The organism is Ottowia sp. (genome assembly GCF_047601385.1).
Classification (GTDB): domain Bacteria; phylum Pseudomonadota; class Gammaproteobacteria; order Burkholderiales; family Burkholderiaceae_C; genus Ottowia.
This window is the reverse complement of sequence record NZ_JASGJP010000001.1, coordinates 297770-318201: the sequence shown is the minus strand read 5'-3', so window position 1 is coordinate 318201 and position 20432 is coordinate 297770. Positions and strand designations below refer to the sequence as shown.

At 71.4% G+C, this 20432-nt stretch carries 20 protein-coding genes; 11 read left to right on the top strand and 9 right to left on the bottom strand.

All coding sequences use genetic code 11. The features are described 5' to 3' along the window. Positions 1 to 12: 12 nt before the first annotated feature. The 3 genes from coaBC to QM772_RS01480 all read left to right on the top strand — a co-directional run bounded on the left by coaBC (position 13) and on the right by QM772_RS01480 (position 2363). Positions 13 to 1257, top strand: coding sequence for a bifunctional phosphopantothenoylcysteine decarboxylase/phosphopantothenate--cysteine ligase CoaBC (gene coaBC / locus QM772_RS01490; protein WP_415133458.1), 1245 nt, complete (start codon positions 13 to 15; stop codon positions 1255 to 1257). Next, complete coding sequence (dut, locus tag QM772_RS01485; RefSeq protein WP_415133456.1) at positions 1254 to 1703, top strand: dUTP diphosphatase; 450 nt, start codon at positions 1254 to 1256, stop codon at positions 1701 to 1703. The genes coaBC and dut overlap by 4 nt, the downstream gene beginning before the upstream one ends. 180 nt (positions 1704 to 1883) lie before the next feature. Continuing rightward, complete coding sequence (locus QM772_RS01480) at positions 1884 to 2363, top strand: glycine zipper 2TM domain-containing protein (RefSeq protein ID WP_415133454.1); 480 nt, start codon at positions 1884 to 1886, stop codon at positions 2361 to 2363. A gap of 45 nt (positions 2364 to 2408) precedes the next feature. Here QM772_RS01480 and QM772_RS01475 read toward each other — a convergent pair whose 3' ends face one another. After that, positions 2409 to 2933 carry an FKBP-type peptidyl-prolyl cis-trans isomerase gene (locus tag QM772_RS01475; protein WP_415133452.1) on the bottom strand — a complete coding sequence of 175 codons (525 nt, stop codon included), beginning with the start codon at positions 2931 to 2933 and terminating at the stop codon, positions 2409 to 2411. A 56-nt stretch (positions 2934 to 2989) separates the two neighbouring features. Between QM772_RS01475 and QM772_RS01470 the strand changes: the two genes are divergently transcribed. The 3 genes from QM772_RS01470 (at position 2990) to QM772_RS01460 (ending at position 5150) form a co-directional block, all read left to right on the top strand. Continuing rightward, positions 2990 to 4111 (top strand): JmjC domain-containing protein, encoded by a 1122-nt coding sequence (locus QM772_RS01470; protein ID WP_415133450.1) that lies wholly within the window; start codon positions 2990 to 2992, stop codon positions 4109 to 4111. Next, the gene (locus tag QM772_RS01465) at positions 4101 to 4616 is read left to right on the top strand and encodes a hypothetical protein (RefSeq protein WP_415133448.1); all 516 of its coding nucleotides are present in this window, start codon (positions 4101 to 4103) and stop codon (positions 4614 to 4616) included. Before QM772_RS01470 ends, QM772_RS01465 begins: the two co-directional genes overlap by 11 nt. A gap of 198 nt (positions 4617 to 4814) precedes the next feature. Beyond that, positions 4815 to 5150, top strand: coding sequence for a hypothetical protein (locus tag QM772_RS01460; protein WP_415133446.1), 336 nt, complete (start codon positions 4815 to 4817; stop codon positions 5148 to 5150). Between the two features lie 69 nt (positions 5151 to 5219). On the opposite strand, the gene QM772_RS01455 is transcribed toward QM772_RS01460, so the two are convergent. From QM772_RS01455 to QM772_RS01440, 4 genes are all read right to left on the bottom strand, one after another. Next, entirely contained in the window at positions 5220 to 5987 is a 768-nt protein-coding gene (locus QM772_RS01455) for an MBL fold metallo-hydrolase (protein WP_415133444.1), read from the bottom strand. A 244-nt stretch (positions 5988 to 6231) separates the two neighbouring features. Then, positions 6232 to 7368, bottom strand: coding sequence for an outer membrane protein assembly factor BamC (gene bamC, locus QM772_RS01450; RefSeq protein WP_415133442.1), 1137 nt, complete (start codon positions 7366 to 7368; stop codon positions 6232 to 6234). A 96-nt stretch (positions 7369 to 7464) separates the two neighbouring features. After that, positions 7465 to 8349, bottom strand: a complete 885-nt coding sequence (gene dapA / locus QM772_RS01445) for a 4-hydroxy-tetrahydrodipicolinate synthase (protein ID WP_415133440.1) — start codon at positions 8347 to 8349, stop codon at positions 7465 to 7467. 53 nt (positions 8350 to 8402) lie between these two features. After that, positions 8403 to 8960, bottom strand: a complete 558-nt coding sequence (locus QM772_RS01440) for a class I SAM-dependent methyltransferase (RefSeq protein ID WP_415133438.1) — start codon at positions 8958 to 8960, stop codon at positions 8403 to 8405. A 144-nt stretch (positions 8961 to 9104) separates the two neighbouring features. Here QM772_RS01440 and QM772_RS01435 point away from each other — a divergent pair, with 144 nt between their 5' ends. From QM772_RS01435 to QM772_RS01415, 5 genes are read left to right on the top strand one after another with little or no spacing between them, the layout of a single operon-like run. Further along, positions 9105 to 11084, top strand: coding sequence for a DNA topoisomerase IV subunit B (locus QM772_RS01435; RefSeq protein ID WP_415133436.1), 1980 nt, complete (start codon positions 9105 to 9107; stop codon positions 11082 to 11084). Between the two features lie 4 nt (positions 11085 to 11088). After that, the gene (locus tag QM772_RS01430; RefSeq protein WP_415133434.1) at positions 11089 to 11940 is read left to right on the top strand and encodes a lytic transglycosylase domain-containing protein; all 852 of its coding nucleotides are present in this window, start codon (positions 11089 to 11091) and stop codon (positions 11938 to 11940) included. A gap of 34 nt (positions 11941 to 11974) precedes the next feature. Beyond that, positions 11975 to 14371 (top strand): DNA topoisomerase IV subunit A, encoded by a 2397-nt coding sequence (parC, locus tag QM772_RS01425; RefSeq protein WP_415133432.1) that lies wholly within the window; start codon positions 11975 to 11977, stop codon positions 14369 to 14371. Further along, positions 14371 to 14550, top strand: coding sequence for a hypothetical protein (locus QM772_RS01420; protein ID WP_415133430.1), 180 nt, complete (start codon positions 14371 to 14373; stop codon positions 14548 to 14550). Before parC ends, QM772_RS01420 begins: the two co-directional genes overlap by 1 nt. 13 nt (positions 14551 to 14563) lie before the next feature. Then, on the top strand, positions 14564 to 15364 hold the full coding sequence (locus QM772_RS01415) for a polysaccharide deacetylase family protein (protein ID WP_415133428.1): 801 nt from the start codon (positions 14564 to 14566) through the stop codon (positions 15362 to 15364). Between the two features lie 89 nt (positions 15365 to 15453). Here the strand turns inward: QM772_RS01415 and QM772_RS01410 are convergent, their stop codons facing one another. The 4 genes from QM772_RS01410 to QM772_RS01395 are packed head-to-tail and all read right to left on the bottom strand — an operon-like array spanning position 15454 to position 20326. Next, positions 15454 to 16416, bottom strand: a complete 963-nt coding sequence (locus QM772_RS01410) for a tripartite tricarboxylate transporter substrate binding protein (protein WP_415133426.1) — start codon at positions 16414 to 16416, stop codon at positions 15454 to 15456. 28 nt (positions 16417 to 16444) lie between these two features. After that, positions 16445 to 17182, bottom strand: coding sequence for an enoyl-CoA hydratase/isomerase family protein (locus tag QM772_RS01405; protein ID WP_415133424.1), 738 nt, complete (start codon positions 17180 to 17182; stop codon positions 16445 to 16447). A 26-nt stretch (positions 17183 to 17208) separates the two neighbouring features. After that, a complete protein-coding gene (locus QM772_RS01400; protein WP_415133422.1) occupies positions 17209 to 19335 on the bottom strand; it encodes an acetate--CoA ligase family protein in 2127 nt (708 codons plus the stop codon). 10 nt (positions 19336 to 19345) lie between these two features. Further along, complete coding sequence (locus QM772_RS01395; protein ID WP_415133420.1) at positions 19346 to 20326, bottom strand: Bug family tripartite tricarboxylate transporter substrate binding protein; 981 nt, start codon at positions 20324 to 20326, stop codon at positions 19346 to 19348. Positions 20327 to 20432 lie beyond the last annotated feature (106 nt).

The window sequence follows — 20432 nt, the reverse complement described above, 5'->3', positions numbered from 1 at the left end:
ACATTGCGCGCCATGATGAATACGAACGACGTCGCCGGCGAGCTGCAAGGCCGCCATATCGTGCTGGGGCTGTCGGGCGGCGCCGCCTGCTTCAAGGCGGCGGAGTTCTGCCGGCTGCTCGCCAAGGCCGGCGCCACGGTGCAGGTGGTGATGACCGAGGCGGCCTGCCAGTTCATCACGCCGGTGGCGATGCAGTCGCTCTCGGGCCGGGCGGTCTATGTGTCGCAGTGGGACGCGCGGCCCGGCAACAACATGGCCCACATCAACCTCAGCCGCGAGGCCGACGCCGTGGTCGTCGCGCCGGCCAGCGCCGACTTCATCGCGCAGCTGGCGCAGGGGCGGGCGGGCGAGCTGCTGCCGCTGCTGTGCCTGGCGCGGCCCGTCGAGCGCGTGCCGCTGCTGCTGGCGCCGGCCATGAACCGCGAGATGTGGGCGCACCCGGCCACGCAGCGCAACCTGCGCCAGGCCATGCTGGACGGCGCCCAGGTGCTGGGCGTGGCCTACGGCGACCAGGCCTGCGGCGAGACCGGCGACGGCCGCATGCTGGAGGCCGGGGAGCTGCTGGAGGAGCTGGTCGCCTTCCTGGCGCCCAAGCCGCTGCTGGGCGAGCGGGTGGTGGTGACGGCCGGGCCGACCTTCGAGGCCATCGACCCGGTGCGCGGCATCACCAACCTGTCGAGCGGCAAGATGGGCTTCGCCATCGCCCGCGCGGCGCGCGAGGCGGGCGCCGAGGTCACGCTCGTCGCTGGCCCGGTGCACCTGCCGACGCCGCGCGGAGTGCGCCGCATCGACGTGGATTCAGCACGGAATATGCACGCAGTGGCCGTGGATAAAGCGCTGGCAGCTAGTATATTCATAGCAACCGCCGCCGTGGCCGACTGGCGGCCGGCGCAGGCCGCCGAGCACAAGATCAAGAAGGACGGCTCGGGCGAGGTGCCGCAGCTGGCCTTCGTCGAGAACCCCGACATCCTGGCCGAGGTCGCCCATTCGCCGCGCGCGCAGTCCGGCGAGCTGTACTGCGTGGGCTTCGCCGCCGAGAGCGAGAACCTGGAGGCCAACGCCCAGGCCAAGCGCGCCCGCAAGGGCGTGCCGCTGCTGGTGGCGAACATCGGCCCGGCCACCTTCGGGCGCGACGACAACGCGCTGCTGCTGGTCGATGACGAAGGCGTGACGGAGCTGCCGCGCGCCAGCAAGCGCGCGCTGGCACGGCAGCTGGTGGCCGAGATCGCGCGCCGCGTGTCGGGGGCCGAGACATGAAGCTCGACGTGAAGATCCTCGACGAGCGGCTGCGCGCGCAGCTGCCCGCCTATGCCACGCCCGGCAGCGCCGGGCTGGACCTGCGCGCCTGCCTGCCGGCGCCCCTGCTGCTGGCGCCCGGCGCCTGGCAACTGGTGCCCACGGGCATGGCGATCCACCTGGCCGACCCGGGCTACGCGGCGCTGATCCTGCCGCGCTCGGGCCTGGGGCACAAGCACGGCATCGTGCTGGGCAACCTGGTGGGGCTGATCGACAGCGACTACCAGGGCGAGCTGATGGTCAGCGCCTGGAACCGCAGCGCCACGCCCTTCACCATCGAGCCGATGGAGCGCATCGCGCAACTGGTCATCGTGCCGGTGGTGCAGGCCAGTTTCAACCTGGTGGACGATTTCGCGGCCACCTCGCCGCGCGGCGCGGGCGGCTACGGGTCCACTGGCCGGGGCTGAGGCTGGGTACCGTCGCCTGTCAGCGAGTTCCTGCGTCCGGCCGGCCGACAGGCTTACGTTTTGAAGCGCACATGCCGGATGTTTTTACCTCCCAGCCGTGCATTCAATGAGGTGCTGATGCGTTAATCGCAACAGGCACTATTTATCCTGTGTCGCCTCGCCTGTTTTTGGAGGATTTCCATGCAAACCACACAACGACTGCTTTCGTCCGTCGCCGCCATCGGTGCTGCCGCCATGCTGGCCGCGTGCGCAGCGCCTGGCTACTACCAACAAGGGGGGCATCAGTACCCCGCCAATCCCGGCGCCTATCCGAGCAGCCCGGGCTACGCCAATATGGGGCGTGTGACCAATGTCGAATACCTGCGCGGCAACCAGGCCAGCGGCGTGGCGGGCGCGGTGGTTGGCGGCGCGGTGGGCGGCCTGGCGGGCAACCAGATCGGCCGCGGTGGCGGCCGCGCCGCGGCCACGATCGCCGGCGTGGTGGGCGGCGCGCTGATCGGCCGCTCGATCGAGCAGAACACGAACCGCGGCGGCATGGACATCTACCGCGTCACCGTGCAGTTCGACAACGGCGGCATGCGCAGCTTCGACTACGCGCAGCCGCCCAACGTGCAGATCGGCGACCGCGTGCGCGCCGAGGGCGATCAGCTTTATCGCTGAAGGCTGGTAGATGCAATTGAACGGCACCGCGAGGTGCCGTTTTCTTTAGTGCAGTTGGTCGCTGCCCGGCGCCATCGGTTGCAGGCGGAAGAAGCCGGTGCCGGCGCTGCCGCTTTCCACCTCCTCCTCGGTCGCCTCGCGCACCGCGGCCACTTTCAGGCGCAGCCGCAGCGAGATGCCGGCCAGCGGGTGGTTGCCGTCGAGCACGGCGTGCTCGGGGTAGAGCTCGGTGACGGTCAGGATCGCGTCCTTCGGCGCGCCCGCGACCACGTCGGGTGGCAGGGCGGAGGCTTCCAGCAGCATGCCTTCCTCGATGCCCTCGGGCAGCTGGCCGCGCGGCGCCAGGAAGACGAGCTGGTCGTCGAAGTCGCCGAACGCCGCTTCCGGCTCCAGGTTGAGGTCGAGCGCGGCGCCGGCCTCGTGGCCGCGCAGCGCGGCTTCGATGGCGGGCAGCAGGTCGTGTCCGCCGACGAGGAACTCCACGGGCTCGCCCAGCGCATCCAGGGTCTCGCCCAGGCTGTCCTTCAGCGTCCAGGTCAGGGCGACGACGCAGGGGGGATTGATTTCCATCCGCCGATTGTCGCATCGGGCCACGGCCCGCCGCCGCGCGTGCGTATGCTTGCGGCATGGACATCGACCAACCCCTGCGCCTGCTCGGCGGCCTGACGCCCGCGCAGTTCATGAAGCGCCACTGGCAGAAGAAGCCGCTGCTGGTGCGCCAGGCCATCGCGGATTTCGAGCCCCCGCTGTCGCGTTCCGCGCTGTTCGATCTGGCGGGCGACGAGGCGGTGGAATCGCGCCTGGTCGCCCAGGCCGGCGGTGGCTGGCAAATGCGCCAAGGCCCCTTCGGGCGCCGTGCGCTGCCGCCGCTCGGGCAGCCGGAATGGACCTTGCTGGTGCAGGGCGTGGACCTGCACCACGCCAGCGTGCACGCGCTGCTGCGGCAGTTCCGCTTCGTGCCCGACGCGCGGCTGGACGACGTGATGATCAGCTACGCCACCGACGGTGGCGGCGTCGGCCCGCATTTCGACAGCTACGACGTGTTCCTGCTGCAGGCGCACGGACAGCGGCACTGGCGCATCGGCCGGCAGAAGGACCTGAGCCTGGTGGAGGGCCTGCCGCTGAAGATCCTGGCCCGCTTCGAGCCCGAGGAGGAGGTCCTGCTCGACCCCGGCGACATGCTCTATCTGCCCCCGCGCTGGGCGCACGACGGCGTGGCCGTGGGCGAATGCATGACCTGTTCCATCGGCTTCCGGCAACCGGCGCGCGGCGAACTGGCGCGCGAGCTGTTGCAGCGCCTGGCCGACGAGGCCGGCGAGGCGCTGGGCGACGCGGCCTACCGCGATCCCAGCCAGCCCGCCACCGCCACGCCGGCGCTGTTGCCCGAGGCCATGCTGGACTTCGCGCGCGACGCCGTGGCGCGCGCGCTGCGCGATCCCGAGCAGTTGGCGATGCTGCTGGGCGAGGTGATGACCGAGCCCAAGCCCAGCGTGTGGTTCGACGCCGGGAGCGAAGACGTGCAGTTGGCTGCGGCGGTGGCGCTCGACCGCCGCACGCGCATGCTCTATGACGCCCGCCACGTCTTCATCAACGGCGAGAGCTACCGCGCCGGCGGGCGCGACGCGCGGCTGATGCGCCGGCTGGCCGACCAACGGGTGCTCGGCGCCACGGAGGTCGCGGCCCTGAGCGCCGGCGCTCGCGAGCTGCTCGCGCAATGGAAGCAGGCGGGGTGGCTGCATGACGACTGAGGCCACGACCGAACCCGGTGCCGGGCTGCCGGAAGGCGCCTTCGCCGGCCGCGAGACTTTCCGCCAGCTCGTGCGCGACGCGCTGGCGCGTGCGGCCGAGGAGGGCTGGCGCGAGCTGATCCTGTGCGATGCCTCGTTCCACGACTGGCCGCTGGGCGAGCGCGCCTGCGTGGAAGCGCTGCACGCCTGGGCGCGCGGCGCCGGCCGCCGCTTCACCATGCTGGCCAGGCGCTACGACGAGGTGCCGCGCCAGCATGCGCGCTTCGTCGAATGGCGGCGCCAGTGGTCGCACAGGATCGAATGCCGGGCCTGCCCCAGCGCCGACCCGCAGGATCTGCCCAGCGCGCTGTGGTCGCCGGGCTGGGTCTTGCAGCGCCTCGACCCGCTGCGCAGCGGCGGCGTCAGCGGGGGCGAGGCCGAGCGCCGCCAGTTGCTGCGTGAGCAGATCGACCACTGGCTGGGCCGCAGCACGCCCGGGTTCCCGGCTACCACACTGGGTTTGTGAGAGATTGTTGCGGCGTGGCTTGGCCGCATCAGGGTAAGCGACAATTGCGTTGAGCCATCGCTACAATCGCTGGTTGAGCGGAAAGAGTTCGAGTAGTTTTTCCTTTCTCTCACTCAGGACGCTGGGCGCATGGCCCATCTTCGGCGTTTTGATGCTTTCCGGAAAATATCTTCCATTTCTCAGACGAGGACCACTGAAATGAATAAATCGCTTGTACTGGCCGCCCTGATCGCCGCCGCCGCCCTGACTGCCTGCGGCAAGAAGGAAGAAGCTCCGGCGCCGGCCCCCGCGCCTGAAGCCGCCGCTACCAGCGCCGCCGAGGCCGCGTCCGCCGCCGGTGCTGCCGCCGATGCCGCTGCTTCCGCCGCGGGTGCCGCGATGGACAGCGCCGCTTCCGCCGCTGGCGAGGCTGCCTCGGCCGCTGGCGCTGCCGTCGGCGCCGCCGCCAGCACGGCTGCCGCCACCGCGGCCGATGCCGCTGCCACGGCCGCCGCCGCGGCTGCGAGTGCCGCCGCTGCCGCTGCCAGCAAGTAAGTAAGTCGCCCAGGCGGGCACTGCCCGCTTCGCGCAGGAAAGCCACCTTCGGGTGGCTTTTTCGTGGCGCTACACGTTCAGCCAGTCCAGGCCGTGGCGGCTGCTGACGAGCACGTCGTCGGCACCGCAGCCGAGCGCCTGGCCGAAGCCGGCCCGCACCAGCTCGGGCCGGTTGTTCCGCTCGCTCAGGTGCGCGCCGACCACCGTGCGCAGCCGGTCGTGGCGCAGCCGCGCCAGTGCATCGGCGGCCTGGGCGTTGCTGAGGTGCCCGTGCTGGCCGCCGACGCGGCGCTTGAGGAAGGGCGGGTAGCGCGAGGCCATCAGCAGCGCGGGGCAGTGGTTGCTCTCCAGCATCAGCGCGTGGCAGCCGGCCAAATGCGTCAGCGCGTGCGTGGTGACGTGGCCCAGGTCGGTCAGCACGCCCAGGCGACGGTCGCCGTCGGTGCAGGTGAGCTGCAGCGGCTCGCGCGCATCGTGCGGCACGGTGAAGGGCAGCACCTGCAGGCCGCCGATGGCGATGGCCTGGCCGTCGGCGGCGACGCGCGGGGCCGCCGTCGCGTCCGGCAGCGCCGCGCGGGTGCCGGCGCTCATCCACAGCGGGGTGCCGCTGCGGGCGGCCACGGCCAGCGCGCAGCCGATGTGGTCGCCGTGCTCGTGGGTGATGAAGATGGCGTCCAGCCCGGCCGCCGAGAGCCCGGCGCGGGCCAGCCGCTCATCGAGCTGGCGCAGGCCCAGGCCGCAGTCGATCAGCAGCCGCGTGCGGCGCAGGCCGTCGAACGCCTCGACCAGCGTGGCGTTGCCCGAGCTGCCGCTGGCCAGGCTGCGGAACCGCAGCATTGTTTCTACGGGTTCACCGTGCCGTGCGCTGCCCGCATGGCATGAAGCAGCGCGGCGCGAAAGGCCGCGGAGCAGGCCATGCCAGTGCACCCGTGGCCGGGGTTTCCCCGGCCAGCGGGCGCGCCCCAGTCACAGCGCCCCCACGCTGCGCTGCCCCCCAAGGGGGCTGTCGCACCTTCGGGCGGCCGGGCGGCGCTCCGACGGGCGGCGCGACAGCGCGCAGCGCGTGGAGCCTGGGGGTGGCTCACTTCAGCTCATCCACCAGGACCTTGACGATGCGCTGCGCATCGGCGGCGGGGGCGGGCACGCCCTGGTCGTCGAGCACGCTGACGGTGCTGCCGCTGCCTTCGCCGCGCACGGCGATCTGGTACTTGGTGGTGGGCAGCTGCTGGCTGCCGGCGCCGAACAGCTTGCCGAAGAAGCCGGGCTCCTTCTTCTCGACCGACGGATCGACGTAGCGCACGAAGTACAGGCCCTTGCTGCGGTCGCGGTCCTCGACGGTGAAGCCGGTGCGGTCCAGCGCCAGGCCGACGCGGCGCCAGGCGCGCTCGAACTCGTCGGCGACCTGCACCGCCGGGGCGCCGCCGGGCAGGGCCACCACCTGCGCGTTGACCGGCGCCTGCGCTGCGCCAGTCGCCGCTGCCGCCGTGCCGCCGCTGGCCACCATGGCCTTGGACTGCTCCTGCGAGACACCGAGCTTGACCATCAGGCGGCGCAGGAACTCGGCCTCCAGCTCGGGGTCGCGCGCGCGCGGCTGCCAGACGGTGGAGTCGCGGCGGGCGGAGGCATACACCTCCTCCATGCCGCGGTGGGTGATGTAGATGTCGGTGCCGCCTTGGGCGTTGCGCTCCATGCGGGTGCGGAAGCGGTCGCGCTCGCCGGTGGAGTAGAGCGAGTCGAACACCTTGCCGACGGTGTTGCGGATGAAGTCCTGCGGGATCTTGGCGCGGTTCTCGGCCCAGTCGGTTTCCATCAGGCCGATGTTGGCCTGGTCGACGGCCAGCAGGAAGCCGTTCTCCTGCCAGAAGTCGCGCACCGGGCTCCACAGCTTGTCGGCCGGGCGGTCCACGCGCAGCCAGCGCTCGCCGCCCTGGCGCTCGAAGTGCACGTCGCCGATGGTGCTGCTGGCGGTGGGCGCGCCGGCGGCCACGGTGGCGGCCTGGCCGGCCTGGAAGCCGCTGGCGGTGACGGCGCCGCCGGGCATCTGGTAGCGCGACTGGCCGGGCAGCTGCGTCAGGTCGGGCGGCACTTCGAGCGAGGTGCCGCGGCCGGCGCTCTTGTAGTCGATCTTGTCGGGCTCTAGCACGGAGCAGCCGCCGGCCGCCAGCAGCAGCGCGGCGCCCAGCGCGGTGGTCAGGCGGGTGCGTGGTTGGGAAGTCACGTTCGGCATTCCTTCAGATCGGATTCGGATAAAAAACGGGCTCCAGCGCTTATGCAGCAAGCGCCAGCAGCTATCAAAAGAGGAGTTTGACCGCGTTCACAGCAGGCCGGCGGCGCGCAGCGCCTGTTCGACCACCGGCTGGTTGGCAGGTTCCAGCGGCGTCATCGGCAGGCGCATGGCCGGGCCGCACAGGCCCAGGCGGGCCATGGCCCACTTGACGGGGATGGGGTTGGCCTCGACGAACAGGTGCCTGTGCAGGGGCATCAGCTTGAACTGGATGTCCATGGCGGTGCGGCGGTCGCCGGCGACCGCCGCCACGCACAACTCGTGCATCAGGCGCGGGGCGACGTTGGCGGTGACGCTGATGTTGCCCTGGCCGCCGCACAGCATCAGCGCGACGGCGGTGGGGTCGTCGCCGGAGTAGACGGCGAAGCTCTGAGGCACGTCGCGGATGAGCCACTGCGCGCGCTCGATGTTGCCCGTGGCCTCCTTGATGCCGACGATGCCGGGCACCTGCGCCAGGCGCAGCACGGTGTCGTGCTGCATATCGGCCACGGTGCGGCCGGGCACGTTGTACAGCACCATCGGCAGGTCGCCCACGGCCTCGGCGATGGCCTTGAAGTGGCGGTACTGGCCTTCTTGCGTGGGCTTGTTGTAGTAGGGCACGACCTGCAACTGGCAGTCGGCGCCGACCTGTTTGGCGTAGCGCGCCAGCTCGATCGCCTCGGCGGTGGAGTTGGCGCCGCAGCCGGCCATGATGGGCACGCGCCCCTTGGCCTGCTCGACGGCCACGCGGATGATCTCCTCGTGCTCCTCGACGTCGACGGTGGGCGACTCGCCCGTGGTGCCGACCACGCCGATGCAGTCGGTGCCTTCGGCGATGTGCCAGTCGATCAGCTTGCGCAGGGTGGGGTAGTCGACGCTGCCGTCCTCCAGCATGGGGGTGGCGAGGGCGACGATGCTGCCTGTGATGGGGGTCATGAAGTCCGGGCTTATTCGGCGGAAACACGCATTTTAGTGTGCCGGGGTGGTGCCTACAGCGGATAACGCGCCGGCGCCGCGCCCGGTTGATCGGCCTCGCGCGCGGCGGCGATGCGCTGCACGAAGCGCGCTGGGGCGTCCAAGAATCCGTCCTCGTAGGCCACCACGCGCCAGCCGGGCGGGGCGCAGGCGGCCAGCAGCTCGCCGGGGCGCAGCAGGAAGTCGGGGCGCGCGGGCTTGCCCACCGTCTCGTTGCCGGCGGCGAAGGTCTCGTAGATCAGCGCGCCGCCTTCGGCCACGCTTGCCAGCAGCGTGGGCAGCAGCGGGCGCCACAGGTAATGGGTGACGACCACGGCGCCGAAGCGGCGGCCGGGCAGGGGCCAGGGACCGTTCTCGATGTCGGCCTCGATCAGCTCGCCCAGGCCGGCGAGGGAGGCCAGCGCCTGCGCGTCGCGGTCCACGCCCGTCACCGGGTGGCCCCGGGCGGCCAGCCAGCGCAGGTGGCGGCCGCTGCCGCAGGCCACGTCCAGCACCGGCGCGCCGGGGGCGATCAGCCGCGCCCAGCGCACGACCCAGGGCGAGGGCGGCTGGCCTTGGTGTGGGATGTGCATGCGGGCGATGATACGATAGCTATGAATTAAATAGCTGCCGGCGATTGCTGGACGGGCGCTGGAGGCCGATTTTGCTCTTGATTCACGGCGGCGGTCTGTGATTGCATCCAGTAATCCGGCCGCCAAAAGTTAGAATGGCCGGCTATGGCTACGCAACCCGCCTCGTCCTCCGCCGGCTATTCCGAAGGCTCGATCAAGGTCCTGAAAGGGCTGGAGCCCGTCAAGCAGCGGCCGGGCATGTACACCCGCACCGACAACCCGCTGCACGTCATCCAGGAGGTGATCGACAACGCCGCCGACGAGGCGCTGGCCGGCTTCGGCAAGAAGATCAAGGTCACGCTGCACGAAGGCGGCTCGGTAAGCGTCGAGGACGACGGCCGAGGCATCCCCTACGGCCCGCACCCGGAGGAGAAGGCCCCCGTGCTGGAGCTGGTCTTCACCCGCCTGCACGCCGGCGGCAAGTTCGACAAGGGGCAGGGCGGCGCCTACAGCTTCTCCGGCGGCCTGCACGGCGTGGGCGTGAGCGTGACCAACGCGCTGGCCAGGCGCATGCAGGTGTCCAGCCACCGCGAGGGCATGGTCGCCACGCTCGCCTTCGAAGGCGGCGACGTGGTCGAGAAGCTGCACCTGCGCAAGCAGCAGGAGGGCGACCGCAGGCAGGGCACCACCGTGCGCGTGTGGCCCGACGGCAGGTACTTCGAGTCCGCCGCGCTGCCGCATACCGAACTGGTGCACCTGCTGCGCAGCAAGGCCGTGCTGATGCCCGGCGTGACGGTGCAGCTCATCGACGAGAAGAAGAAGGACACCCAGACCTGGCAGTACAAGGGCGGCCTGCGCGACTACCTGGAGCAGACCCTGCCGGCCGACGCCGTGATCCCCATCTTCGAGGGCGAGGGCTACGCCGGCAAGGACGCCGAAGCGTTTGCCGAAGGCGAGGGCGCGCAGTGGGCCGTGGCCTTCACCGAAGACGGCGCGCCGGTGCGCGAGAGCTACGTCAACCTGATCCCCACCACGGCCGGCGGCACGCACGACAGCGGGCTGCGCGACGGGCTGTTCCAGGCCGTCAAGGGTTTCATCGAGCTGCACGCGCTTTGCCCCAAGGGCGTCAAGCTGATGCCCGAGGACGTGTTCGCCCGCGCCAGCTACGTGCTGAGCGCCAAGGTGCTCGACCCGCAGTTCCAGGGCCAGATCAAGGAGCGGCTGAATTCGCGCGACGCGCTGCGGCTGGTCTCCAGCTACGTGCGTCCGGCGCTCGAACTCTGGCTGAACCAGCACGTGGACTACGGCCGCAAGCTGGCCGAACTCGCCATCAAGGCGGCGCAGACGCGGCAAAGGGCCGGCCAGAAGGTGGAAAAGCGCAAGGGCAGCGGCGTGGCCGTGCTGCCCGGCAAGCTGACCGACTGCGAGAGCCGCGACCTGTCGCTGAACGAGGTGTTCCTGGTCGAGGGCGACTCGGCCGGCGGCAGCGCCAAGATGGGCCGCGACAAGGAGACCCAGGCCGTGCTGCCGCTGCGCGGCAAGGTGCTGAACACCTGGGAAGTCGATCGCGACCTGCTGTTCAAGAACACCGAAGTCCACGACATCTCGGTCGCCATTGGCGTGGACCCGCATGGCCCGAACGACACCCCTGATCTGTCCAGCCTGCGCTACGGCAGGATCTGCATCCTGAGCGATGCCGACGTGGACGGCTCGCACATCCAGGTGCTGCTGCTGACGCTGTTCTTCCGCCACTTCCCGAAACTGATCGACGCCGGCCACGTCTATGTGGCGCGCCCGCCGCTGTTCCGCGTGGATGCGCCGGCGCGCGGCAAGAAGCCCGCCGCCAAGCTGTACGCGCTGGACGAAGGCGAGCTGACCGCCATCCTCGACAAACTGCGCAAGGACGGCGTGCCTGAAGGAAAATGGACCATCAGCCGCTTCAAGGGCCTGGGCGAGATGAACGCCGAGCAGCTGTGGGAAACCACCCTCAACCCCGACACCCGGCGCCTGCTGCAAGTGCGGCTGGGGGCGTTCGACTTCAGCCAGACCGCCGCCGAGATGACCAAGCTGATGGGCAAGGGCGAGGCCGCCGCGCGGCGCGAGCTGATGGAACTGCACGGCGACGCCGTGGAGATCGACATCTGACCTTATGATGCCAACCCGCTGGGTTCTTTCAAGTGCTTTGGGCCGCTGGCGCTGGCCCCTGCTGGGTCTTGCGCTATCGTTCCTGCACCTGAGCGCCCGCGCCGACCTGTGGGCTTACGTGGACGGGCAGGGCGTCGCGCACCTCGCGGCCACGCAGGTCGATGGACGCTACACGCTGTTCTATAAGGGCGGCGACGTGGCCCGGCTCGACCTGGGTGCTCTGCGGCCCGCCGAGCCCGAGCAGCCGGCCGCCCCGCTGCCCCGGCGCTTTGCCGACCTGGACGCGTCCAGGGGCTACCTGGCGGCGCAGAAGCACCTGCGCGCCGCCGCCAGCAGGCACCGGGTCGATTACGAGCTGCTCAAGGCCGTGGTGGCGGCCGAGTCGGGCTTCGACGCCGGCGCCGTCTCGCCCAAGGGCGCCGTCGGGCTGATGCAGCTCATGCCCGACACGGCCCAGCGCTACGGCGTGGCGGCCGACGCCGCGGGCCGCACGGACCGCCAGGGCCGGCCGATCCCCGCGCGCAGCATCGAGCAGAAGCTGACCGACCCGCGCACCAACATCGACGCCGGCGCGCGCTACCTGGCCGACCTGATCCGCCTCTTCAAGGGCGAGCTGGAGCTGGCACTGGCCGCCTACAACGCCGGCGAGGGCGCCGTGCAGCGCGCCGGCAACCGCATTCCCAACTTCCGCGAGACGCAGGGCTACGTCAAGACCGTGATGGGCCTGTACGGCGCCTTCAAGCCCGCGCCGGCGCGGCCGGAGGCGGCGGCGGCCACCTTCGGTGCGCGAACGAACGGCCGCGTGCGCGTGGAGCTGGCCCCAGGCCACCCGCTGGCATCGCTCGGCGGCGAATGACCTTTTCCTTTCAGCCTTTTCAGCACATCCCCGAATGAACGATCAGACGGTCCTCGACCTGACCGGGGCCGGCGGCGGGTCGGACGACGACCTGCCCCTGGCCACCTTCGCCCAGCGGGCCTACCTCGAATACGCGCTCAGCGTGGTCAAGGGCCGCGCGCTGCCCGACGTGTGCGACGGCCAGAAGCCGGTGCAGCGCCGCATCCTCTACGTCATGGACCGCATGGGCCTGGGGTACGGCGGCACGGGCGGCAACACGGCGGCCTCGCCCGTCAAGAGCGCGCGCGTGGTGGGCGAGGTGCTGGGCAAGTACCACCCGCACGGCGACACCGCCGCCTACGACGCGCTGGTGCGCATGGCGCAGGACTTCAGCCAGCGCTACCCGCTGATCGACGGCCAGGGCAACTTCGGCAGCCGCGACGGCGACGGCGCCGCCGCCATGCGCTACACCGAGGCGCGCCTGGCCAGGATCACCCGCCTGCTGCTGGAGGAGATCGACGAAGGCACGGTCGATTTCGTGCCCAACTACGACGGCCGCGAGCAGGAGCCGCGCCAGCTGCCCGCGCGCCTGCCCTTCGCGCTGCTGAACGGCGCCAGCGGCATCGCCGTCGGCCTGGCCACCGAGATCCCCAGCCACAACCTGCGCGAGGTGGCCGACGCCTGCGTCGCCCTGGTCAAGAACCCCCAGCTGCCCGACGACGAGCTGTTCGCCCTGATTCCCGGCCCCGACTACCCGGGCGGCGGCCAGATCATCAGCCCCGCCGGCGACATCCACGACGCCTACCGCGGCGGCCGCGGCAGCCTGAAGGTGCGCGCGCGCTGGAAGATCGAGGACCTGGCGCGCGGCCAGTGGCAGCTGGTGGCGACCGAGCTGCCGCCCGGCGCCTCCACGCAGAAGGTGCTGGAGGAGATCGAGGAGCTGACCAACCCCAAGGTCAAGGCCGGCAAGAAGGCGCTGACGCAGGAGCAGAACCAGCTCAAGGCCACCGTGCTGGCCGTGCTGGACGGGGTGCGCGACGAATCCAGCAAGGACGCGCCGGTGCGCCTCGTGTTCGAGCCCAAGAGCCGCACCATCGGCCAGGACGAGCTGATCAACACCCTGCTGGCGCACACCAGCCTGGAAAGCAGCGCGCCCATCAACCTGACCAGCGTGGGCCTGGACGGCAAGCCGGTGCAGAAGAGCCTGCGCCAGATGCTGACCGAGTGGGTCGAGTTCCGCCAGCAGACCATCACGCGCCGCAGCCAGCACCGGCTGCAGAAGGTGCTGGACCGCATCCACATCCTCGAAGGCCGGCAGCTGGTGCTGCTGAACATCGACGAGGTGATCGCCATCATCCGCGAGGCCGAGGACCCGAAGGCGGCGCTGATCGCGCGCTTCTCCTTGAGCGAGCGGCAGGCCGACGACATCCTCGACATCCGCCTGCGCCAGCTCGCGCGGCTGGAGGCCATCCGGATCGAGCAGGAGCTGAAGGAGTTGCGCGAGCGGCAGGCCGGCCTGGAGGACATCCTGGGCAGCCCCGCCAGCCTCAGGCGCCTGATGGTCAAGGAGATCGAGGCCGACGCCAGGCAGTTCGCCGACGCCCGCCGCACCCTGATCCAGGCCGAGAAGAAGGCCGTGGCCGAGGTCAAGGTGCTGGACGAGCCGGTCACGGTGGTCGTCAGCGAGAAGGGCTGGGTGCGCGCGCGCCAGGGCCACGGCCACGACGCCGCGGCCTTCGCCTTCAAGGCCGGCGACGGGCTGTACGGCACCTTCGAGTGCCGCACGGTCGATCAGCTGCTGGTGTTCGGCAGCAACGGCCGCGTGTACACCGTGCCCGTGGCCAGCCTGCCCGGCGCGCGCGGCGACGGCCAGCCCATCACCACGCTGATCGACCTGGAATCGGGCACGCAGCCGCTGCACTACTTCGCCGGGCCGGCCCAGGCCACGCTGCTGCTTGCCGGCTCGGGCGGCTACGGCTTTCTGGCGCGGGTGGAGCACATGCTCTCGCGCCAGCGCGGCGGCAAGACCTTCGTCACGCTGGGCGCGGGCGAGCAGGTGTGCCGGCCTTCCATCGTGGCCCTGGAATCTGAGTCAAAACAGCCTCCAGCGCAGGCGGGGCAAGCGCCTGCAGCTATCGGAAGCGTAGCGGCCACGCACGTGGCCTGCGCCTCGGCGCTGGGCCGCATCCTGACCTTCGAGATCGGCGAGCTGAAGCTGATGGAGAAGGGCGGCCGCGGTCTGACCCTGATCGACCTGGAGCCCAAGGACAGCCTGGCCGGCGCCGCGGCCTACGTGCGCAGCGTGCGCATCTTCGGCATCGGCCGCGGCGGCAAGCCGCGCGAGGACCAGTTGGAGATCCGCAGCCTGAACAACGCCCGCGCCGCCCGTGCGCGCAAGGGCAAGGCGGCGGACCTGGGCTTCAAGCCGACCGGCATCGTGCGGGTGGAGTGATGAACCTGTCGCCCATTGCCGTCCTTATCCTGCTGGTCTGCGCCGCCGGCAGCTTCGCCCTCGGCCGCTATTTTTCGCGCGGCTGGCGTGCCCGCCGGCGCGAGAAGGAGCAGGCCGCCCGGCGCGCCAGCGAAACCCGCCAGCAGCGCCGCGCCCGCGAGCGGCGCGAAAAGCGCTGAAAGGAACCCAGCCATGCACAGCCGACGCCGCCACCTGACCGGGCTGCTGGCCCTCTGCGCGCTGGCCGGCAGCGCCGGCGCGCAGACTCAACCGCCGGCGTGCGACAAGCCGGTGTACCTCGCCTTCGACACCGGCTCGATGGCCGTGGCGCCGCTGGTCGCCGTGGTGTTGCAGCGCCAGCAGGTGCGCGCCACCTTCTTCGCCTCCGCCGCGGCCACGGCCAGCGGCGACGCGCTGGACACCAACTGGGCGCCCTGGTGGAAGGCGCGCGGCGCCGAGGGCCATGCCTTCGCCTCGCGCACGCGCGACGAGGTCGCCTGGCTGGGCGACGAGCGCGGTGTGCAGCCGCAGTTCCGCGTGCGGCCCGCGCTGGGCGCCTTCGCCGGCCGCACCTTCACCTGGGGTGCCGCCAAGTACTGCGAGAACATCGCGCAGGCGGCCGACCGGGTGGGCTACGTCACCGGCGCCAGGCCGCTGCCGCTGTTCCGCGCGCCGGACGGCCGGACCTCGCCCAAGCTGCTGGCGGCGGCCCAGGCCTGCGGCTGGCTGCATGTCGATGCCGCGCCCGTGGCGTTCCTGAGCGACCGCGCCGCCGCCGCCAAGGGCCCTGACGACAAGCAGCTCGCGCAGGCCGTGGCGCGCGTGCGGCCCGGCGACGTGCTGCTGGCGCACCTGGGCGTGTGGTCGCGCGAGGTGCCGCAGGTGCCGGTGGGGCTGGAGCCGCTGATCACCAGCCTGAAGGCGCAGGGCTTCTGCTTTCGCACGCTGCGCGAGCACCCGCGGTTCAGCGACTGGATCGCGGCGCATCCCTGACCATCGGTCAGGGATTCAAGGGAAAAATGCCTCCAGCGCCCGTCCGGCAAGCGCCGGCAGCTATCGATTGAAGAGCGCCTGGCGCTTGCTCACTCCGCCTTCAAGCCTTCCTTCTGGATCACGTCGCGCATGCGGGCCGAGTCGGCCTGCACGCGCTTGGCGAAGTCGGCCGGGCCCTCGTAGTCGGGGTACATCGCCGACAGCTGCAACTGCTCGCGCACGCCGGGCGCGGCCAGCACCTGGCGCATGTGCTCGGCCATTTTGTCCACGATGGCCTGCGGCGTGCCCTTGGGCGCGAAGATGCCGAACCAGCTGCCCGAGTCGATGGTGAAGCCCTGCTCCTTCAGCGTCGGGATGTTCGGCAGCTCGGGGTTGCGCTGGTCGCTGGTGGTGGCCAGGCCCTTGAGTTCGCCGGCCTTCACGCGCGGCGCGGTCACCGGGTCGTACATGAGGTCGATGCGGCCGCCCATCAGGTCGGTCATCGATTCCACCGCGCCCTTGTAGGGCACGTGCACGGCGTTGACGCCGGTCTGCTTGTGCAGCAGCACGCCCGTCAGGTGCACCACGGTGCCGACGCCGTTGGAGGCGAAGGTGTACTTGCCGGGGCTGGCCTTGGCGGCGGCGACGAACTCCTTGTAGTCGCTGAACGGCGCGTCCTTGCGGGCCGTGATCAACCCGTAGGACGAGCTGAGCTTGGCCACCGGCACGAAGCTGTCGAGCGAATAGTTCACCTTGCGCAGCCAGGGCGCGATGGTGACCGTGGCCATGGGCGTGACGAAGAACGCGTAGCCGTCGGGCACGGCGCGCGCGGCGTATTCGGTGCCCAGGGTGGCGCCGGCGCCGGGCTTGTTCTCGACGATGACGGGCTGGCCCAGCAGCTTGGCGACGCGGTCGGCGACGAAGCGGGTGATGATGTCGGACGAGCCGCCGGGCGGGTACGGCGTGATGAAGTGGACCGGCTTGGCGGGCCACTCCTGCGCCAGGGCGGGCAGCGAGAGGGCGGCCAGGCTGCCCAGCAGGGCCAGCGCGGCGGTGCGGCGTGAGAAGGTCATGGTGCGGACTCCTTGGAGCAGGTCGGTTTCAGCGGCCGGTGAATTGGGGCGGGCGCTTTTCCTTGAACGAGGCCACGCCCTCCTGGATGTCGTGGCTGTGGGCGATGCCTTCGAGCATGCTGCGCTGGGGGTAGTAGCGCTCGGTGGGCGAGAGCGGCAGCGTGTCGCGCGCGATGGCCTTCATGGCCTGCACCACCAGGGGCGCGTTGGCGGCGATCTTGCCGGCCATCTCCAGCGCGGCGGCCAGGCCCTGGCCCTGGGGCACGACGCGGTTGACCAGGCCGATCTCGTAGGCGCGCTGCGCGCCCATGGGGTCGCCGGTCATCAGCCATTCGAGGCCGGCCTTGTACTGCATGCGCGGCGGAAAGCCCGCCATCACGCCGGCGAAGGCGCCGATCTTGGCCTCGGGGTAGATGAACTTGGCCTGCTCCTCGGCCACCGCCAGGTCGGCCAGCATGACGAAGGTGGAGCCCGCGCCGACGGCGAAGCCGGTGACGGCGCAGATGATGGGCTTGTCGCAGCGCACCGCGAAGTTGGGCATGGCGCGCCAGATGTCCTTGGGCATGTCGCGCAGGTCGGCGCCGGCCGAGAAGGCCTGGTCGCCGGCGCCGGCCAGCACGGCCACGCGGTCGTCGCCGGCGGCGAAGCGCTGCCAGGCGGCGGCCAGGCCCTGCACGACCTCGTTGTTGATGGCGTTGCGGGCCTCGGCGCGGTTGATGGTGATCAGCGCGACGCCGTCTTTGGATTCGTAGGTGGTGGCACTCATGAAGGGGTTCCTCTGTTGGTCTTGAGTCAAGGGGCCAGGGTGGCGCGGGCGTCGGCGGCGGCCACGCGGCCGCCGGCGACGAAGAGCGGGTTGATGTCCAGCTCGCGCAGGCGCCCGCGCGAGGCCAGCGCCAGTTCGCCGAGCCGCACCACCACGTCGGCGATGGCGTTCAGGTCGGCGGCGGGGCGGCCCCGGTAGCCGGTCAGCAGGGGCAGGCTGCGCAGGCGGTGCAGCATGGCCAGCGCGGCGGCATGGGACACGGGCGCGGGGGCGAGCTGCACGTCCTTCATCAGCTCCACCAGCACGCCGCCGGCGCCCACCATCACGAAGGGGCCGAAGTCGGGGTCGTGCTGCACGCCGAGGATCAGCTCGGCGTCGGCGCGCCACATCTCGGTGACGAGGTAGCCGTCCAGCCGGTCCACGCCGGCGGCGCGGGCGGCCTCGCCGATGTCGCCGCACGCTGCGCGCACGGCGTCGTCCCCCTGCAGGTTGAGCTTGACGCCGCCGACGTCGCTCTTGTGCACGATGCGCGCGCTGACCGCTTTGACGGCGACCGGCCCCTTCAGCTCGTGGCTGGCGCGCACGGCCGCGTCGGCGTCGGGGGCGAAGCGCCAGGGCGTGGTGGGGATGCCGGCCGCCTCGATGAGCCGGCGCGCCTCGGGCTCGGTGAGAAAGCCGTCCGGCAGGCCGGCGGGGAGGGCGACGGGCGCGCCGGGCGCCGCCACGGGCTCCGGCTCGGCCCGGTGGGCCAGCACGGCCGCCACCGCCAGCGCGTCGTGCGGGCTGTCGAAGTAGCCGTGCCCGGCCTCGCGCAGCATGCGGCGCGCCACCTCGCCGTGGTTGCCGGCGCCCTGCACGAACAGCAGCGGCTTGCCCGAGCGGTCGGCGGCGGCCACGGCAGCCTCCACCACCCGCTCCTGGCCGGGCTGCGTGGTCAGCAGCAGGATGCCGGCGCCGACGGCGGGGTCGCGCAGGGCCCGGTCGAGCGCGATGCCGATGGCGCCGCCAGCCACCTCGGGATCGGGCGGCGCCGCATGGTTGAGCATGCCGAAGTCGAACGGCAGCTGCCGGTGCGTGGCCGGCAGCACGGCGGCCACGGCCTGCCGCGTCGCCTCGGACAGCTCGGGCAGCACGAGCCCGTGCGCCTCCAGCCCGTCGGTCAGCAGCGCGCCGCCGCCGCCCGAGCCGGAGAAGACCGCCACCGCGTTCGAGGTGGCGCGCTTGCCGCGTTGCAGCAGCAGCGCGCCCTGGAGCAGGTCGTAGATGGTCTCGAACAGGTACACGCCCCAGCGGCGGCAGGTGGCCTCGAACGCGGGCCAGGCGCCGGCCAGGCTGGCGGTGTGCGAGGCGGCGGCCTTGGCGCCCGCCTCGCTGCGGCCGGACTTGGCGATGCACACGGGCTTGCCCGCGGCGGCGGCGCGGGCCAGCAGCGCGGTGAAGCGCGGCGCGTCCTTCACGCCCTCCATGTACAGGGTGATGACGTCCGTCTTCGGGTCGTCGATCAGGTATTCGAAGAAGTCGTTCAGGTCCAGATCGGCCTGGTTGCCGACCGAGACGGTGGAGGAGAAGCCGGCCCCGATGTCGATGCCGCGCGAGATCATCGCGCCCATCAGCGCGCCGCTCTGGCTGGCCATGCCGATGCCGCCGGCGGGCAGCTTCCCGATGGTGCCCATGACCACGCCGGTGGTGGCGCACAGGCCGTGGTGGGCGTTCATCAGGCCCATGCAGTTGGGGCCGATCAGGCGCACGCCGCCGGCGCGCGCGACGGCCACCAGCTCCTCCTCGTCGGCGCGGCCCTGGGGCCCCGTCTCGGCGAAGCCGGCGGTGATGCACAGCGCGCAGCCGACGCCCTTGGCCACGCAGTCCTCGACGGCCGCGCGCACGTGCTCGCGCGGCACCAGCAGGATGGCGAGATGAACCGGGCCGGGGCAGTCGCGCAGCGAGGCGTAGGCGGGCAGGCCCATCAGCTCCTTGGCGCGGGCGTTGATGGGGTAGAGCGGGCCGTCGTGCCGGTGCCGCAGCATGTAGCGCAGCAGGCGGCCGCCCCACTTCTGCTCGTCGCCGGACGCGCCGACGATGGCGACGGCGGTGGGGTGCAGGATCTCGCGCACGGTCTGCAGGGGCTTCACGCCACGGGTCGCGGAATCGGTCATCGGTGCTCCTTCAGTTGCCCCGGATGCCGATGGCGGGCAGCAGCTCGGCGTAGGTCTTGCGGTCGGCCTCCAGGGCCTTGCGGAAGGCGTCCGGCGCCTGCCAGGACGCGATGGAGTTGGCGCGCACGAATGCGTCCTGCACGTCCTTCTGCTCCAGCACCTGGCGCAGCGCGTCGGACAGCCGCGACAGGATGGCCTGGGGCGTGCCCTTGGGCGCCAGCAGGCCCCAGCCCGAGGCGCTCGTGCCGGTGATCTCGAAGCCGGCCTCGCCGAGCGTCGGCACCTGGGGCAGGTCGGGGTGGCGCCGGCTGTAGAGCGTAGCCAGCGGGCGCACGCGGTCGGCCTTGACCATGGGGGTCACCGCGCCGTCGATGATGAAGTCGATCTCGCCGGCCACCAGCGCGTTGACGGCGGCCACCGAGCCCTTGAAGGGCACGTGCAGCACCTGAATGCCGGTGTCGCGCGCCAGCGTCAGGCCGTAGACGTGGCCCGCCGACGCCTCGCCGGCCGAGCCGAAGGAGAGCTTGCCGGGGTTCTGCCTGGCGTACTCGACGAACTGCTTCACGTTCTCGATGGGCAGCGTCTTGCGCACCGCCATCACGGCGATGTAGTCGGCCACGCCGCCGGCGATCTCGAAGCTGCCGATGCCGTAGTTCAGCTTGCGCAGGTTGGGCAGCGCGGTGAAGCTGGAGGCGGAGGCCAGCAGCAGCGTGTAGCCGTCGGGGTGCGCATTGGCCACCAGCTCGGTGCCGATCTGGGTCGTGCCCCCGGGTTTGTTGTCGACGAAGATGTTGGCGTTCAGCCGCCTGGCCAGGTGCTCGGCGACCAGCCGGCCCAGGATGTCCGACGAGCCGCCGGGCGGGAAGGGCACCACCAGGCGGATGGGGGCCGAGGGCCAGCTGCCCTGCGCCCGCGCGCCGGGTGCCAGCAGGAGCTGCGGGGCTGCCAGCACCAGGGGCAGGGCCAGTCGCAGGCGTTGGGGTTTTTCCATGTCAGTCGAACCTTTCGTTGGGGAACATCGAGGGGCGCGATGATGGCCATCGCCGCCGCCGAAGGGAACGATCCCTTAGTTGTTTGCTTATGCACGGAAACCTTCG

What these genes read in the sequence shown, in the direction of transcription:
- coaBC (WP_415133458.1), top strand. Translation starts at nt 13, where the DNA reads ATGATGAATACGAACGACGTCGCCGGCGAGCTGCAAGGCCGCCATATC.
- dut (WP_415133456.1), top strand. Translation starts at nt 1,254, where the DNA reads ATGAAGCTCGACGTGAAGATCCTCGACGAGCGGCTGCGCGCGCAGCTG.
- QM772_RS01480 (WP_415133454.1), top strand. Translation starts at nt 1,884, where the DNA reads ATGCAAACCACACAACGACTGCTTTCGTCCGTCGCCGCCATCGGTGCT.
- QM772_RS01475 (WP_415133452.1), bottom strand. Translation starts at nt 2,933, where the DNA reads ATGGAAATCAATCCCCCCTGCGTCGTCGCCCTGACCTGGACGCTGAAG.
- QM772_RS01470 (WP_415133450.1), top strand. Translation starts at nt 2,990, where the DNA reads ATGGACATCGACCAACCCCTGCGCCTGCTCGGCGGCCTGACGCCCGCG.
- QM772_RS01465 (WP_415133448.1), top strand. Translation starts at nt 4,101, where the DNA reads ATGACGACTGAGGCCACGACCGAACCCGGTGCCGGGCTGCCGGAAGGC.
- QM772_RS01460 (WP_415133446.1), top strand. Translation starts at nt 4,815, where the DNA reads ATGAATAAATCGCTTGTACTGGCCGCCCTGATCGCCGCCGCCGCCCTG.
- QM772_RS01455 (WP_415133444.1), bottom strand. Translation starts at nt 5,987, where the DNA reads ATGCTGCGGTTCCGCAGCCTGGCCAGCGGCAGCTCGGGCAACGCCACG.
- dapA (WP_415133440.1), bottom strand. Translation starts at nt 8,349, where the DNA reads ATGACCCCCATCACAGGCAGCATCGTCGCCCTCGCCACCCCCATGCTG.
- QM772_RS01440 (WP_415133438.1), bottom strand. Translation starts at nt 8,960, where the DNA reads ATGCACATCCCACACCAAGGCCAGCCGCCCTCGCCCTGGGTCGTGCGC.
- QM772_RS01435 (WP_415133436.1), top strand. Translation starts at nt 9,105, where the DNA reads ATGGCTACGCAACCCGCCTCGTCCTCCGCCGGCTATTCCGAAGGCTCG.
- QM772_RS01430 (WP_415133434.1), top strand. Translation starts at nt 11,089, where the DNA reads ATGATGCCAACCCGCTGGGTTCTTTCAAGTGCTTTGGGCCGCTGGCGC.
- parC (WP_415133432.1), top strand. Translation starts at nt 11,975, where the DNA reads ATGAACGATCAGACGGTCCTCGACCTGACCGGGGCCGGCGGCGGGTCG.
- QM772_RS01420 (WP_415133430.1), top strand. Translation starts at nt 14,371, where the DNA reads ATGAACCTGTCGCCCATTGCCGTCCTTATCCTGCTGGTCTGCGCCGCC.
- QM772_RS01415 (WP_415133428.1), top strand. Translation starts at nt 14,564, where the DNA reads ATGCACAGCCGACGCCGCCACCTGACCGGGCTGCTGGCCCTCTGCGCG.
- QM772_RS01410 (WP_415133426.1), bottom strand. Translation starts at nt 16,416, where the DNA reads ATGACCTTCTCACGCCGCACCGCCGCGCTGGCCCTGCTGGGCAGCCTG.
- QM772_RS01405 (WP_415133424.1), bottom strand. Translation starts at nt 17,182, where the DNA reads ATGAGTGCCACCACCTACGAATCCAAAGACGGCGTCGCGCTGATCACC.
- QM772_RS01400 (WP_415133422.1), bottom strand. Translation starts at nt 19,335, where the DNA reads ATGACCGATTCCGCGACCCGTGGCGTGAAGCCCCTGCAGACCGTGCGC.
- QM772_RS01395 (WP_415133420.1), bottom strand. Translation starts at nt 20,326, where the DNA reads ATGGAAAAACCCCAACGCCTGCGACTGGCCCTGCCCCTGGTGCTGGCA.